A 14,445-nucleotide genomic window follows, 5' to 3' on the forward strand; every position below is an offset into this window, starting at 1 on the left:
AGCTGATGACCGAGCAGACCACGACCGAGCTGACCGCGACCGACCTGACGGCGACCGAGCCGGCCATGACCGAGCAGACCATGACCGACCTGACCGCCACCGACCTGACCGCCACCGAGCCGACGTCCAGCGGTGGAGGACCGATCTCCTCCGTCCTCGTCGCGAACCGCGGCGAGATCGCCTGCCGCGTCTTCCGCACCTGCCGTGACCTGGGCATCGCCACCGTCGCCGTGTACTCCGACGCGGACGCCGGCGCCCTGCACGTACGGGAGGCGGACGCGGCCGTACGGCTGCCGGGGGCGACGCCCGCGGAGACGTATCTGCGCGGCGACCTGGTGGTGAAGGCGGCGCTCGCGGCGGGTGCCGACGCCGTGCATCCCGGCTACGGCTTCCTGTCCGAGAACGCGGACTTCGCGCGGGCGGTGACCGAGGCGGGCCTGGTGTGGGTCGGGCCGCCGCCGGCCGCGATCGAGGCGATGGCGTCCAAGACGCGGGCGAAGGAGCTTCTCGGCATCGAGCCCCTGACGGCGGCCGAGGTCACCGAGGCCGATCTCCCCGTCCTGGTGAAGGCGGCGGCCGGCGGTGGCGGCCGCGGCATGCGCGTCGTCCGCCACCTGGGCGACCTGGAGGGGGAGTCGAAGGCCGCCTCGGCGGAGGCGCTGAGCGCCTTCGGGGACGGCGAGGTGTTCGTCGAGCCGTACGTGGAGGACGGCCGGCATGTCGAGGTGCAGGTCCTCGCCGACACCCACGGCACCGTCTGGACCCTCGGCACCCGCGACTGCTCCCTCCAGCGCCGCCACCAGAAGGTCATCGAGGAGGCCCCGGCGCCCGCCCTTCCGGCCGCGCTCGTGGACGAGCTGTACGAGCGGTCGGCTGCGGCCGCGAAGGCCGTCGGCTACGTCGGCGCGGGCACGGTCGAGTTCCTGGTCGCGGACGGCCGGGCGCACTTCCTGGAGATGAACACCCGCCTGCAGGTCGAGCACCCGGTCACCGAGGCGGTGTACGGGATCGACCTCGTTGCCCTCCAACTGCGCGTCGCAGAGGGCCGGATGCTGCCCTCCGACCCTCCGCCCGCCCGGGGGCACGCCGTCGAGGCCCGGCTCTACGCCGAGGACCCGGCCGGCGGCTGGACCCCGCAGACCGGCCCGCTGCACGCCGTCGACTTCCCCGCCGGACCCGGCGTGCGCGTCGACACCGGCTATGCCTCCGGCGACACCGTCGGCGTCCACTACGACGCCATGCTCGCCAAGGTCGTCGCCCACGCGCCCACCCGCGCCGAGGCCGTCCGCCTCCTCGCCCGCACCCTGGAACGGGCCCGGCTCCACGGCCCCGCCACCAACCGGGACCTGCTCGTCGCGTCCCTCCGGCACCCCGACTTCACGGCCCCGGCCCGTCTCGGCACCGGCTTCTACGACCGGAATCTGGAGGCCGTGGCCGCGCCGCGCGCCGGGGCGGAGCAGGCCGCGGTGGCGGCGGCGCTCGCGGAGGCGGCCGGTCACGCGGGCCGCTTCGGGGGCGGTTGGCGGAACGTGCGCTCGCAGGACGAGACGAGGACGTACGAGGGGGCCGGGGGCGCCGGGGGCGCGTACGAGGTCCGGTACCGCCCGACCCGTACCGGCGGCTACGAGGTCACCGCCCCCGAGGGGGTGGTGTGCGTGTCCGCCGCGCAGGACCGCGTACGCCTCGAAGCCGACGGTGTCGTACGGGACTTCGACGTCACCCGCTACCCCGGCGGGGTCGTCCACGTCGGCCCGCACCGCCTCGCCGCCCGCCCCCGTTTCACCGACCCCACCGAACGGCAGGAGCCGGGCTCGCTGCTCGCGCCGATGCCCGGCACCGTCGTCCGGATCGCCGACGGTCTGGCCGCCGGCGCCCGGGTGGAGGCCGGGCAGCCCCTGCTGTGGCTGGAGGCCATGAAGATGGAACACCGGGTCACCGCACCCGCCTCCGGCACGCTCACCGCGCTCCACGCCGCTCCCGGCCGCCAGGTCGAGGTCGGCGCCCTGCTCGCCGTCGTATCGCCCGCCGCCGAATCGTCGGCCGTCGTATCGCCCGTCGACGTATCGACCGAAGCCCAGGAGGAAGACCCCGTATGAGCAGCAGCCTCATCGAATCGGCGGAACTCACCGCCCTCCGCGCCGCCGTCTCCGCCCTCGGCCACCGGCACGGCCCCGGCTTCGACCGGGCCACGCTCTGGGCGGAGGCCGGCAAGCTCGGCTACCTCGGCGTCAACCTGCCCGAGGAGTACGGCGGCGGGGGCGGCGGCATGACCGAACTGTCCATCGTCCTGGAGGAGGCGGGCGCGGCCGGGGCCCCGCTCCTCATGATGGTCGTCTCGCCCGCGATCTGCGGGACGGTGATCGCCCGCTTCGGCACGGAGGAGCAGAAGCGGGCGTGGCTGCCGGGCCTCGCGGACGGCTCCCGCACCATGGCCTTCGGGATCACCGAGCCCGACGCGGGCTCCAACTCCCACCGGATCACGACGACCGCCACGCGCACGGAGGAGGGCTGGGTCCTCAACGGCCGGAAGGTCTTCGTGTCGGGCGTCGACATCGCCGACGCGACGCTGATCGTCGGCCGTACGTCCGACGCCCGCACGGGCAACCTCAAGGCCTGCCTGTTCATCGTGCCGCGTGACACGCCGGGCTTCGGGCGCCGCCACATAGAGATGGAACTCGACGCCAACGAGAAGCAGTTCGAGCTGACCCTCGACGACGTGCACCTCCCGGCGGACGCGCTGGTGGGCGACGAGGACGCGGGCCTGCTCCAGCTCTTCGCCGGGCTCAACCCGGAGCGGATCATGACGGCCGCCTTCGCGATCGGCATGGGCCGCTACGCCCTCGCGCAGGCGGTGAAGTACGCCAAGGAGCGCCAGGTCTGGAAGGCCCCGATCGGCGCCCACCAGGCCATCGCCCACCCCCTCGCCCAGGCCCACATCGAGCTGGAACTCGCCCGCCTGATGATGGCCAAGGCCGCCGCCCTGTACGACGCGGGCGACGACCTGGGCGCGGGCGAGGCGGCCAACATGGCGAAGTACGCGGCCGCCGAGGCCTGCGTGAAGGCCGTCGACACCTCCGTCCACACCCTCGGCGGCAACGGCCTCACCAAGGAGTTCGGCCTGGCCCGCCTGATCACGGCGGCCCGGGTGGCCCGGATCGCCCCGGTCAGCCGCGAGATGATCCTGAACTACGTGTCGCACCAGACCCTGGGGCTGCCCAAGTCGTACTGAACCCGCACGATCCTGGGGTCCTCGCGCTTCTCGGGCAGGGCGGCGACCTCGTCGATCCACTGCCGGACCTTCGCCTCGAAGTCGGCCTGGCCGACCTCGTGGTGTGCGGCCGTGTAGCGCTCGTAGGGCGGCTTCTCGGCCCATCTCTTCTGGAAGAGGGCCGCCTTGCGGACGAAGATCTCACAACCCACCGCGTTGGAGTGGAAGTTGACCTCCAGGTGCTGCGGGCGGTCCGGCCCGGTCACGGCGAGCGTGTCGATGAGGCGGAAGCTCTGCCGCAGGTAGAGGAAGTACTCGGTGCGCGGAATGCGTTCCGCGTAGTCGACCTGTGCGCTGCTGCAGGTGTAACCCGCGGCGGCGAAGGCGTCGAGGACGGTCTCGTGCAGCGGCGTCGCGCCGATGCGCAGCGGGTCGCTGTCCGTCCGTTCCTCGATCCCGTCGGACTCCACCTCGGTGTACACGGCGAGCCGCACCCCGTCGAGCCGCTTCCCACACACCTCGGAGACCGGGCTCTCCCACCTCAGCCGGTACAGGAGCGGCACCCGCCGTTCCTGGCCCTTCTCCACGGTGAAGTCGCTGCTCGCCCAGAATTCCGCGAACGCGTCGCCCGACTCCGTGTCCACCTCGGCGTTCTTGCCGAGCGCGGGCGAGGCGTTGACGACGACTTTCACCTTCACGGCCCGCACGCGCACGTCACGGTCGGGCGCGCGCAGCACGATCTCCCCGCGCAGCAGCCCTCCCGGCTGCACCGGCTCGTCCGGTATGACGGTGTCGACCCACAGCGGAATCCCGCTGCCGCCCCCGCCCTTGCCCCACAGTCTCTTGAACACCATGCGCGCAGGCTAATCGCCCGAACGCGCATGCGAGGGCTGAATGTGCTGTTCGTCCTGGCGCCCGCGGGGCTGGGCGGGGCTGGGCGGGGCTGGCCGGGCCGGGGCTGGGCGGGCCGGTCGATGCGCGGCGCTCACCCGATCCGTACCGTCCGCGCCCACTCCGGTGGCGTGTCCGGGACGTAGCCGTCGTCGCCCGGGCGGAGGCGGTAGTACGGGCGGGGGAACAGGCCCACGACGGTGCGGCAGGGTGGGGCGGTGGCGGGCCAGGGGGTCTGGCCGTCGGTGAGGACGACCACGACGTCCGGGCGGGGGTGGGTGCGCAGGGCGGCTCTGAAGCCGGTGCGGAGGTCGGTGCCGCCGCCGCCGATCAGGGGGATGCCCTCCGCCGCGCACAGCGGGTGCGCGATGCGGGCGGCGACGTCGCAGGACACCACGCGGACGAGGTCGCGGCGCCCGCCGACCGCCCGGGTGATGGCGACCACCTCCAGGAGCGCGCTGCCGAGCTCGGCGTCGCTGACCGAGCCCGAGGTGTCGATCACCACCGAGACCCGGGGCGGCCGGCGCCGCAGGCTCGGCAGGACGGTGCCGGGCAGGGCGACCGAGCGGCGCGAGGGGCGCCCGTAGCTGTGGTCGTCGCCCGAGCCGCTCCCGCCCACCGCCGCGCGGATCGCCGAACCCAGCAACTGCCGCCACGGCTGCGTCGGCTGGAACGCCTCCTCCGCCCAGCGCCGCCAGCCCGCCGGCTCGCTCCCCGGCCGCCCGGTGAGCGCCTGCGCGACCCGGAAGCGCACGGCGTCCTGCTCCTGCGCGCTCAGCCCGTCCGCGTCGTCAGGACCCAGGTCCCACTCCCGTTCGAGCCCGTCGGCGCCGCTGCCGCAGTCCAGCCACAGATGCAGGCCGCCCGGCAGCGACTCCAGGCGGATCCGCCGTACGTAGTCCTCCATCAGCTCGTCCTTGGGCACGTTGAGCAGCGCCGGGGTGACCACCCCCTCCGGTTCGTCGAGCCCGTCCCCATAGATGTCGTCGTTGATCTCGCAGTCCGCGGCGATGTTGAGCCGCAGCCGGTCGGCGGGCCCGTCGAAGCCCTCCCGGCGGGCGAGCCGGTCGCCGCGCCCGTGGTGGTCGCGGATCAGATGCGCCACCTCGTGCACCCACACCCCGGCCAGCTCCTCGACCGGCGTGCGCGCCACGAAGCCCGGCGAGGCGTAGCACCGCCAGTACCGGTCGACCGCCATCGTCGGCACCCGCCGCGACTCGACCACGCGCAGCGCGAACAGCGCCGTCGCGAGGTACGGGCGGGCCCGGACGGCCCGCAGACGCGCGGCGTACAGCTTCTCCCGGTCGAGCGGGACACCCGTATCAGCGGACACGGGGGTGGGGGCCGGGGCGCTCATCGCGCCGCACCCGCCGTCACGCGGTCCGCGCGCCGCGACACGTCCACCACACCCGCGAGGCGTTCGATCGCCGCCGGCACCTCCCAGTCCTCGCGCCGCAGCGCGGCGAGCGTCGTGGCCGGTACCACCACCAGGTCCGGCGCGCCCGTCTCTGCCGCCCGTACGAGGAGCTCCCAGGCCGCGTCCCAACGCGCCTGCTCCGGCCGGGCGTTGACCGCGGCCACCACGCCCTCCAGGGCCGCCTGGCGCCGGTCCCCGCGCTCCGGCAGCTCCGCGCCGAGCGGATCGGCGAGCAGCGCCTCGGGGTCGGGCAGGTCCATCCGGTCGATCCAGGCGAGGAGTTCGAGCCCGGGCCCGTCGCCGACCGTCCCGCGCACCAGCTGCGCGAGCACGTCCCGGGTGGACCCGGCCGCCGTCGCGAACGCGATCAGCGACAGCGCCATGTCCCAGCTGCGCGGCGACGGCCACGCGCCGCCCTTGCCGGCCTCGCTGTTCGGCAGCCGGTGTACGAGGGTGGGCCGGGCGGCCAGCAGCCCGGTCACCGCCCGCCGCGCGAAGTCCACCGCCTCCGGCAGCCGCCCGGGGTCGAGCCGGGGCAGCGTCGCGCGCGGCCAGGTGCCGCCGAGGCCCCGTACCACCACCTCGTGGTCGTGCGCCCAGTGCAGATGCACGAAACGGTTCGCGAGCGGCGCGCTCAGCTCCCACCCGTCGGCGGCCGAGGCCCGCGGATTGGCGGCGGCCACGATCCGTACGCCGGAGGGCAGTCGGAGCGAGCCGATCCGCCGCTCCAGGACGAGGCGCAGCAGCGCCGCCTGCACGGCGGGCGTGGCCGTGGACAGCTCGTCCAGGAACAGCAGCCCACGCCCGGCCCGGACCAGCCGCACCGCCCAGTCCGGCGGCGCGAGGGGCACACCCTGCTCGGCCGGGTCGTCGCCGACGATCGGCAGACCGGAGAAGTCGGACGGCTCGTGGACGCTCGCGATCACGGTCGTGAGCGGCAGGTCGAGCGACTCGGCGAGCTGATTGAGCGCGGCGGTCTTGCCGATGCCCGGCTCACCCCACAGCAGTACGGGCAGGTCGGCGGCGACGGCGAGCGTCAGGGCCTCCAGCTGGGGGTCGGGGCGGGGCTCGGTGCGGGTGTCGCGGAGGAGGGCGAGGAGGTCGGTGGCGACGTCCATCTCCGAAGGGGCGGCGAGCAGGACGGATGTGGTCATAAGGGTCACCGTGGTGTGTGAGGAGGGAGGGGGGAGGGGAAGGGGAGGGCGCGGGTGTCCGGCCCGGGGCCGGCGCGGCCGGGCCGGTCGGGCGGGGCCAAGCCAGGTCGGTCGGGCAGGTCGGGCTGCGTCGGCTGCGTCGGGCCGGGTGAGGTCGGGCCGGGCGGGTCAGCCAGGCTGGTCAGGTGGGCTCAGGCCGGGTCGGTCTGGCCGGGTCAGGTCGGGTCGTCGGACCAGTCAGGTCGGTCGGGCCGGGTCAGGTCTGTGAGGTCGGTCGGGCCGGTCACGTCGGCTCAGGTCAGCCGGGCGGGTCAGCCAGGCTCAGGTCGGTCGGGCCGGTCACGTCGGCTCAGGTCAGCCGGGCGGGTCAGCCAGGCTGGTCAGGTCGGCTCAGGTCGGTCAGGCAGGTCGGGTGAGGTCGGGCAGGTCGGCCAGGCCGGTCACGTCGGCTCAGGTCAGCCAGGCCGGTCATGCCGGGGCCGGTCGGCTCAGACGCTGAAGGCGTGGCGTGGGTGCGGGCGTTCGTGTGGATCGAGGCGCTCGCGGTGGTCGAAGAGGCGGCGGGGCGGCGGCGGGCCGGCGAGGCCCGCTCGGTAGAGCCCGTACGCGAGACGCTCGGCCTCCACGCCGAGCAGCGCGCCGCGCAGAGGACCGTCCCGCAGCACCGCCGCGGGTCCGAGGAGGCCCTCGACGACGGCCAGCGCCCCGGCGACGTCGCCGTGCGCGATCCGGTCCCGTACCCCGTCGAGGCAGTCCGGGCGCCGGTGGGCGTCGTCGATCGCCTGGAGGCAGGGCAGCGGGGGGCCGGACAGCGCGAAGAACAGCTCCTCGCGCCGTACCTGCGCCGGATCGTGGTCGAGCGGTGCGAGTACGCCGTCGACCAGGGCGATCCGGTGCCGGGCGCCGCGGCACTCCACGATGCGCGGCGCGTTCGGGTCGTCCGGGACCCGTACGGCGGGGGCGGCCCCCGGTGCGAGGGCGGCCGCCACCAGCGGGTGCAGCCGCCCGGGCGAGACGGCCCCGGCCCGCAGCAGCTCCAGGTCGGGTGGCAGCCAGGTCGCCGCGTCGGGCAGGAGCGGGAGGCGGCTGCCCGAACCGCCGTCGGGATCGCCTCTGGGGTCGCCGTCGAGGTCGCCGACGTCGAGGACCAGGCGCCGCTCACCCGCCCGTACGGCCACCGCACCGGCCGCCCGCCCCTCGGCCGCGAGCAGGATCCGGGCCTCGGCCGCCCAGCGCTCGGTCTCCGGCAGCGGCGGACGGCCGGCCCCGGAGCGTTCGCGCAGCTCACCGGCCCGGCGGGCGTCCCACAGATGCCGGTGCAGGTCGAGCCGGAAGCGCCGGCTCGGCCGGGGATGCGGATGCAGGCCGTCGTCGTCCCAGGCCGGGTCCACCCCGTCCCACAGGGCGAGCCCGAGGCGCTGCCCGCCCCCGGCCCAGGCCGGCGGCGTGCGCACCACGAGGTGCAGGGGCGGTCGGCCCGCGGGGAGTTCGTAGCGCGCGAGCGGGACCGTGAGGCCGGGCCGCAGCAGCCCGTCCGGGGCGATCCGCGGCATGTGCCAGCGCAGCAGGTCCGGCGCCAGGTGGCGCAGGTCCGCCCGTACCCGGGTGGCCAGTTCACGGCCGCGGACCCGCGCGAGGTGCTTGAGGTCCAGGTCGACGTCGAAGCCCGCGGCGGCGCACGCCCCGGCCCAGTCGCCGCGCAGGCGACGGGCGGTCGCGGTCTCGATCATGGAGGCCGGCACGGCGAACTCGCGCACACGCGGCCAGAAAGCGGGGAAACGGGTTTCACCGTTCGCGATGTGAGTGGGCATCAGCACTCACCTTGCGCGGACGGGACCCCCCATCTGAGAGCAGAATGAGTCGTCATCGCGCCGATCGTAACCACAAGCCGACCGGCCCCGCCAGGGCAATACGCGGCGGAGCCGAATCATGCATGCACGCTTGATTGTTTCCCGTACTGCTGCCAAGGTCTGCCCAGGTCTCCCCACAACGCACGCGCACAAGCCATCCTGTCGCCACGCCACCAACCACCCAGAGTCAGGGGACGCGCACGCATGGTGTTCCGCAGCGAATTCGCCGACGTACCGGTCGTCTCCCGTCCCATCCACGACACCGTCCTCGGCCGCGCCGCAGAGTTCGGCGACCGGCCGGCGCTGATCGACGGCACCGGTGGGGACGGGGCGGCCCTCACCCTCACGTACGCGCAAGTGGACGCGTTCCACCGGCGCGTGGCCGCGGGCCTCGCCGAGGCCGGCGTGCGGAAGGGCGACGTGCTCGCCCTGCACAGCCCCAACACCGTGCTGTTCCCGGTGGCGTTCTACGCCGCGACGCGCGCCGGGGCGTCCGTCACCACGGTGCATCCGCTCGCGACGCCGGAGGAGTTCGCCAAGCAGCTCCGCGACTCCGCCGCGCGCTGGATCGTGACGGTGTCGCCGCTGCTCGCCTCGGCCCGCGCCGCCGCCGAACTCGCGGGCGGCGTCGAGGAGATCCTCGTCTGCGACACCGCGCCGGAGGGGGACGAGACCCGCTCCCTCCAGTCCTTCCTCGCCTCCACCGCGCCCGAGCCGCACATCGCGATCGACCCGGACACGGACATCGCCGCCCTCCCGTACTCCTCCGGCACCACCGGCGTCCCCAAGGGCGTCATGCTCACCCACACGTCCATCGCCACCAACCTCGCCCAGCTCGAACCGCTGCTGCCGATGGCCCCCGGCGACCGCATCCTCGCCGTACTGCCGTTCTTCCACGCGTACGGCCTGACGGCGCTGATGAACGGCCCGCTGCGGCTCGGCGCCACCGTCGTCGTGCTGCCGCGCTTCGAGCTCGACACCTTCCTCGCCGCCATCGAGAAGCACCGCATCAACGCCCTGTTCGTGGCGCCGCCGATCGTCCTCGCGCTCGCCAAGCACCCGGCGGTCGCCGACTACGACCTGTCGTCCCTGCGGTACATCGTCTGCTCCGCCGCCCCGCTCGACGCGGCGCTCGCGCAGGCGTGTTCGGCGCGGCTCGGCCTGCCGCCGATCTTCCAGGCGTACGGCATGACGGAGCTGTCCCCGACCTCCCACCTCGTCCCGATCTCGACCGAGAACCCCCCGCCGGGGACGGTCGGCAAGCTGCTGCCGTCGAGCGAGATGCGGCTCGTGGCGCTCGACGACCCGGCGAAGGACGTCGCGGCGGGCGAGGAGGGCGAGATCGCCCTCCGCGGGCCGCAGGTCATGAAGGGCTATCTGGGGCGCCCGGAGGCCACCGCGGCGATGATCGACGAGGACGGGTGGCTGCACACCGGCGACATCGGGCGGGTGGACGAGGACGGCTGGCTGTACGTCGTCGACCGGGTCAAGGAACTGATCAAGTACAAGGGCTTCCAGGTGCCGCCGGCCGAGCTGGAGGCGCTGCTGCTCACGCACGAGGGCATCGCCGACGCGGCCGTCATCGGGGTCGTGGACGGGGACGGCACGGAGGTGCCGAAGGCCTTCGTGGTGCGCCAGCCCGCGGCGCCCGGGCTCAGCGGCGAGGACGTGATGGCGTACGTGGCCGAGCGGGTCGCCCCGTACAAGAAGATCCGGCAGGTGGAGTTCATCGACACCGTGCCCCGAGCGGCGTCGGGCAAGATCCTGCGCCGGGAACTGAGGAACCGCGCATGAGCCTGCTCCTTACGACATCCGACCGGGGCGTCACCACCCTCACCCTGGACTCCCCGGCCAACCGCAACGCGCTCTCGGCGCGGCTCGTGACCGAGCTCGCGGACGCGCTGACGGCGTGCGGCAAGGACCCGGGGGTGCGGGCGGTGGTCCTGACGCACACGGGGGGTACGTTCAGCGCGGGCGCGGACCTGAAGGCGCCGCCCGGCCCGTACGCCTTCGTGGACCTGCTGCGGCAGATCGTGGAGCTGCCGAAGCCGGTGGTGGGGGTGGTGGACGGGCACGCGCGGGCGGGCGGTCTGGGGCTGCTCGGCGCGTGCGACGTGGTCCTCGCGTCGGAGGGCTCGGACTTCGCGCTCACGGAGGTACGGATCGGGGTCGCGCCCGCGGTGATCTCCCTCACCCTTCTGCCGAAGCTGGAGGCGCGGTCGGCCGCCCGCTACTACCTGACGGGGGAGCGCTTCGGTACGGCGGAGGCGCGGGCGATGGGCCTGGTGACGGGGCCGGCCGCGGACCTGGACGTGATCCTGGACGGCCTGCGGCAGGGCTCCCCGCAGGGCCTGCGGGAGGCGAAGCGCCTGGTCACGGCTAGAGTCCTGGACACCTTCGAACGCGAGGCGGAGGAGCTGGTGCAGCTGGCCGCCTCGCTGTTCGCCTCCGCCGAGGCGCGCGAAGGGATGACGGCCTTCCTCGAACGACGGGACCCTTCGTGGCGACTGTGACCGGCTCCGGCCCTGGCTCCGGCTCCGGCCCTGGCTCCGGCTCCGGCCCTGGCTCCGGCCCCAAGCAGGACCGGAGCCGGGCCACCCGGCAGCGGCTCCTGGAGGCGGCGGTGGCCTGCCTGGCCGAGCACGGCTGGGCGGGCTCCACGGTCGCGGTGGTGGCCGAGCGCGCGGGGGTGTCCCGGGGCGCGGCCCAGCACCACTTCCCCACCCGCGAGGACCTCTTCACGGCGGCGGTCGAGTACGTGGCGGAGGAACGCTCCCAGGCCCTGCGCACCATCCCCACCCAGGACCGCCGGGCCGTCGTCGCCGCCCTCGTCGACCTCTACACCGGCCCCCTCTTCCGCGCCGCCCTCCACCTCTGGGTCGCCGCCTCCAACGAGGAGCAGCTCCGCCCCCGCGTCACCGAACTCGAGGCCCGCGTCGGCCGCGAGTCCCACCGCATCGCCGTCACCCTCCTCGCCGCCGACGAGGCCCGCCCCGGCGTCCGCGAATCCGTCCAGGGCCTCCTCGACATGGCCCGCGGCCTGGGCCTCGCCACCCTCCTCACGGACGACCGCGCCCGCCGCGAACGCGTGGTGGCCCAGTGGGCGAAGCTCCTGGACGAGGCCCTGGGCTGACACCGGAAGCCGTCCACAGGGGCGCCGGGACCTACAGGGGCGCCGGGACCATGACCGGCGTCACAGCGCTCGCGCCCCGCCCCGCAGTACGCTTGTCGCATGCTTTCGCTCGTACGTCGCCGCCACGTGGACTTCCTCCGCGTCGCGAGCATGGGCTGTCCCGGCCACCGCTGAGTCACCGACTCACCACCGACCCCGGCACACCCACACCCACCGCCCGGACCCGCCGCACCACCCCCGCGGCGTACCGGGCGCCGTACACCCCCTGCGGACGCACACCATGAGTGACCCCTCGAACGCCTTCGTCGCCTCGAAGCCCTCGTACCCCTCCCAGCTTCCGATCGTCGACCTCTCCGCCGCCGACCGCGGCCCCCAGGCCCGGCGGCTGCTGCACGCGCAGCTGCATTCCGCCGCCCATGACGTGGGCTTCTTCCAGCTCGTCGGGCACGGCGTGACGGAGGCGGAGACCCGCGCGCTGACCGATGCCATGCACGCGTTCTTCGCGCTGCCCGAGGCGGAGCGGCTCGCGCTCGACACCACCAACTCGCCGCACTTCCGGGGCTACACCCGGATCGGCGACGAGCGGACCGCCGGGGCGCGGGACTGGCGGGATCAGCTGGACATCGGGGCCGAGCGGCCGGCGCATGTGCCGGGGCCGGGGGAGCCCCCGTACTGGTGGCTCCAGGGGCCCAACCAGTGGCCCGGCGCGCTGCCCGAGCTGCGGCTCGCCGCGCTGAACTGGGTCGAGCGGCTCAGCGGCGTCGCCGAGCGGCTGCTGCACGAGCTGCTCGCCTCGATCGGCGCCCGCCCCGACTTCTACGACGCCGCCTTCGGCCCCGGCGCCCACCCGCACCTCAAGCTGGTCCGCTACCCGGGCAGCAGCGGCGACGCGGGTGACGCCCAGGGCGTCGGCGCGCACAAGGACTACGGGTTCCTGACCCTGCTCCTCCAGGACCAGGTCGGCGGGCTGCAGGTGCTGCGGGAGGACGGGATCTTCCACGACGTGCCGCCGCTGCCCGGCGCGTTCGTCGTCAACCTCGGCGAGCTGCTCGAAGTGGCGACGAACGGCTATCTCGTCGCCACCAACCACCGCGTCGTGTCCCCGCCCGGTGCGACGGAACGGTTCTCCGTCCCGTTCTTCTACAACCCGCGGCTCGACGCCCGGATCGTCCCGCTGGACTTCCCGCACGCCTCCGCCGCGCCCGGCGTGACGGCCGACCCGGCGAATCCGCTGTTCGCCGAGTACGGCCGGAACGAGCTGAAGGGCAAGCTCCGTGCCCACCCCCTCGCCGCGGCCCGCCACCACGCGGACCTGCTCAGCGAATCCGGTGCCGGTCAGCTCGCGATGTCGGAGTAGCCCTCGATCTCGCGCGGGTCCCGCTGGCCGGGACCCGTGTAGCGGGCCGACGGGCGGACGAGCCGCCCCGTGCGCTTCTGCTCCAGGATGTGCGCCGACCAGCCGGCCGTACGCGCGCACGTGAACATCGACGTGAACATGTGCGCCGGGACCTCGGCGAAGTCGAGCACGATCGCCGCCCAGAACTCGACGTTCGTCGCCAGGACGCGGTCGGGGCGCCGGTTGTGCAGCTCCTCCAGGGCCGCCTTCTCCAGCGCCTCCGCCACCTCGAAGCGCGGCGCGGCGAGCTCGCGCGCCGTACGGCGCAGCACGCGGGCGCGCGGGTCCTCGGCGCGGTACACGCGGTGGCCGAAGCCCATCAGGCGCTCGCCGCTGTCGAGGACGCGCTTCACGTACGCCGTCGCGTCACCCGTCCGCTCGATCTCCTCGATCATGCCGAGGACGCGGGACGGCGCGCCGCCGTGCAGCGGGCCGGACATCGCGCCGACGGCGCCGGACAGGGCCGCGGCCACGTCGGCGCCGGTGGAGGCGATGACGCGGGCGGTGAAGGTGGAGGCGTTCATGCCGTGCTCGGCGGCCGAGGTCCAGTACGCGTCGACGGCCTTGACGTGCTTCGGGTCCGGCTCGCCGCGCCAGCGGATCATGAATCGCTCGACGACGGACTGCGCCTTGTCGATCTCGCTCTGCGGCACCATCGGCAGGCCCTGGCCGCGCGCGGACTGCGCGACGTACGAGAGGGCCATGACGGCGGCGCGGGCGAGGTCGTCGCGCGCCCGCTCGGCGGAGATGTCGAGGAGCGGTTTGAGGCCCCACACCGGCGCGAGCATGGCGAGCGCGGACTGCACGTCGACCCGGATGTCACCGGAGTGCACCGGGATCGGGAACGGCTCGGCGGCCGGCAGGCCCGGGTTGAACGCGCCGTCGACCAGCAGGCCCCAGACGTTGCCGAAGGAGACGTGACCGACGAGATCCTCGATGTCGACCCCGCGGTAGCGGAGGGCGCCGCCCTCCTTGTCGGGTTCGGCGATCTCCGTCTCGAACGCGACGACTCCTTCGAGCCCCGGTACGAAGTCAGACATGAGGCGGCTCCTCTGCTGCGCGGAAGGATGACCATCCGACGATCTGATCGATGATCAATCATCCCGGTGGTCGATTGGCGGGACGGAACAGCGTCCAGCGGATGAGTCTGTACGGTTCCGATGATGCGGGGAAGCGTGACATCCGGCACACTGCGCCGATCCGGCGACGGAGGATTAGCGGCACGGAGTGCCGGGCAGACTGGGGTGCCACAGAAGGGCCTGCGCCACCGCCCACGGGAGGCACTACGGCAGGATGGGCCCCGTGACCGACGCCCAGGATCATCCTCACGCCGCACATCCGCATGCCGCACACCCCCACGCGGCCCATGCCCGCGCCGCTCTGGCCGACGCCCTCG

General features: G+C 74.2%; 11 protein-coding genes. 6 read left to right on the forward strand and 5 right to left on the reverse strand.

Features of this window, described 5'->3' with window-relative positions:
* Positions 1 to 5: 5 nt before the first annotated feature.
* Together AB0C73_RS01570 and AB0C73_RS01575 are read left to right on the forward strand one after the other, a co-directional pair.
* On the forward strand, positions 6 to 2,096 hold the full coding sequence (locus AB0C73_RS01570; protein ID WP_362523344.1) for a biotin carboxylase N-terminal domain-containing protein: 2,091 nt from the start codon (positions 6 to 8) through the stop codon (positions 2,094 to 2,096).
* Positions 2,093 to 3,229: an acyl-CoA dehydrogenase family protein gene (locus AB0C73_RS01575; protein ID WP_362523346.1), complete on the forward strand. Its 1,137-nt coding sequence runs from the start codon at positions 2,093 to 2,095 to the stop codon at positions 3,227 to 3,229. Before AB0C73_RS01570 ends, AB0C73_RS01575 begins: the two co-directional genes overlap by 4 nt.
* Here AB0C73_RS01575 and AB0C73_RS01580 read toward each other — a convergent pair.
* From AB0C73_RS01580 to AB0C73_RS01595, 4 genes are all read right to left on the reverse strand, one after another.
* On the reverse strand, positions 3,187 to 4,062 hold the full coding sequence (locus tag AB0C73_RS01580) for a sporulation protein (RefSeq protein WP_362523348.1): 876 nt from the start codon (positions 4,060 to 4,062) through the stop codon (positions 3,187 to 3,189). The genes AB0C73_RS01575 and AB0C73_RS01580 overlap by 43 nt on opposite strands.
* A 131-nt stretch (positions 4,063 to 4,193) precedes the next feature.
* The gene (locus AB0C73_RS01585) at positions 4,194 to 5,456 is read right to left on the reverse strand and encodes a VWA-like domain-containing protein (protein ID WP_362523350.1); all 1,263 of its coding nucleotides are present in this window, start codon (positions 5,454 to 5,456) and stop codon (positions 4,194 to 4,196) included.
* Positions 5,453 to 6,670: an AAA family ATPase gene (locus tag AB0C73_RS01590; protein ID WP_362523352.1), complete on the reverse strand. Its 1,218-nt coding sequence runs from the start codon at positions 6,668 to 6,670 to the stop codon at positions 5,453 to 5,455. Before AB0C73_RS01590 ends, AB0C73_RS01585 begins: the two co-directional genes overlap by 4 nt.
* A 488-nt stretch (positions 6,671 to 7,158) precedes the next feature.
* Entirely contained in the window at positions 7,159 to 8,481 is a 1,323-nt protein-coding gene (locus tag AB0C73_RS01595; protein WP_362523354.1) for a hypothetical protein, read from the reverse strand.
* A 243-nt stretch (positions 8,482 to 8,724) separates the two neighbouring features.
* Between AB0C73_RS01595 and AB0C73_RS01600 the strand changes: the two genes are divergently transcribed.
* From AB0C73_RS01600 to AB0C73_RS01615, 4 genes are all read left to right on the forward strand, one after another.
* Positions 8,725 to 10,314: a 4-coumarate--CoA ligase family protein gene (locus AB0C73_RS01600; protein ID WP_362523356.1), complete on the forward strand. Its 1,590-nt coding sequence runs from the start codon at positions 8,725 to 8,727 to the stop codon at positions 10,312 to 10,314.
* Positions 10,311 to 11,033: an enoyl-CoA hydratase family protein gene (locus AB0C73_RS01605; RefSeq protein ID WP_362523358.1), complete on the forward strand. Its 723-nt coding sequence runs from the start codon at positions 10,311 to 10,313 to the stop codon at positions 11,031 to 11,033. Before AB0C73_RS01600 ends, AB0C73_RS01605 begins: the two co-directional genes overlap by 4 nt.
* Before the next feature lie 98 nt (positions 11,034 to 11,131).
* On the forward strand, positions 11,132 to 11,653 hold the full coding sequence (locus AB0C73_RS01610) for a TetR/AcrR family transcriptional regulator (RefSeq protein WP_362523859.1): 522 nt from the start codon (positions 11,132 to 11,134) through the stop codon (positions 11,651 to 11,653).
* 280 nt (positions 11,654 to 11,933) lie between these two features.
* Positions 11,934 to 13,010, forward strand: coding sequence for a 2-oxoglutarate and iron-dependent oxygenase domain-containing protein (locus tag AB0C73_RS01615; RefSeq protein ID WP_362523360.1), 1,077 nt, complete (start codon positions 11,934 to 11,936; stop codon positions 13,008 to 13,010).
* Here AB0C73_RS01615 and AB0C73_RS01620 read toward each other — a convergent pair.
* Entirely contained in the window at positions 12,989 to 14,089 is a 1,101-nt protein-coding gene (locus AB0C73_RS01620; protein ID WP_362523362.1) for a citrate synthase 2, read from the reverse strand. The two genes, AB0C73_RS01615 and AB0C73_RS01620, sit on opposite strands and share 22 nt — an antisense overlap.
* Between the last annotated feature and the right edge of the window lie 356 nt (positions 14,090 to 14,445).

Origin of the sequence: Streptomyces sp. NPDC048623 (genome assembly GCF_040650755.1) — a bacterium.
Classification (GTDB): Bacteria; Actinomycetota; Actinomycetes; order Streptomycetales; family Streptomycetaceae; genus Streptomyces.

Excerpts from the sequence above, each read along its gene's own strand:
- AB0C73_RS01570 (WP_362523344.1), top strand. The coding sequence starts at position 6 with ATGACCGAGCAGACCACGACCGAGCTGACCGCGACCGACCTGACGGCG.
- AB0C73_RS01575 (WP_362523346.1), top strand. The coding sequence starts at position 2,093 with ATGAGCAGCAGCCTCATCGAATCGGCGGAACTCACCGCCCTCCGCGCC.
- AB0C73_RS01580 (WP_362523348.1), bottom strand. The coding sequence starts at position 4,062 with ATGGTGTTCAAGAGACTGTGGGGCAAGGGCGGGGGCGGCAGCGGGATT.
- AB0C73_RS01585 (WP_362523350.1), bottom strand. The coding sequence starts at position 5,456 with ATGAGCGCCCCGGCCCCCACCCCCGTGTCCGCTGATACGGGTGTCCCG.
- AB0C73_RS01590 (WP_362523352.1), bottom strand. The coding sequence starts at position 6,670 with ATGACCACATCCGTCCTGCTCGCCGCCCCTTCGGAGATGGACGTCGCC.
- AB0C73_RS01595 (WP_362523354.1), bottom strand. The coding sequence starts at position 8,481 with ATGCCCACTCACATCGCGAACGGTGAAACCCGTTTCCCCGCTTTCTGG.
- AB0C73_RS01600 (WP_362523356.1), top strand. The coding sequence starts at position 8,725 with ATGGTGTTCCGCAGCGAATTCGCCGACGTACCGGTCGTCTCCCGTCCC.
- AB0C73_RS01605 (WP_362523358.1), top strand. The coding sequence starts at position 10,311 with ATGAGCCTGCTCCTTACGACATCCGACCGGGGCGTCACCACCCTCACC.
- AB0C73_RS01615 (WP_362523360.1), top strand. The coding sequence starts at position 11,934 with ATGAGTGACCCCTCGAACGCCTTCGTCGCCTCGAAGCCCTCGTACCCC.
- AB0C73_RS01620 (WP_362523362.1), bottom strand. The coding sequence starts at position 14,089 with ATGTCTGACTTCGTACCGGGGCTCGAAGGAGTCGTCGCGTTCGAGACG.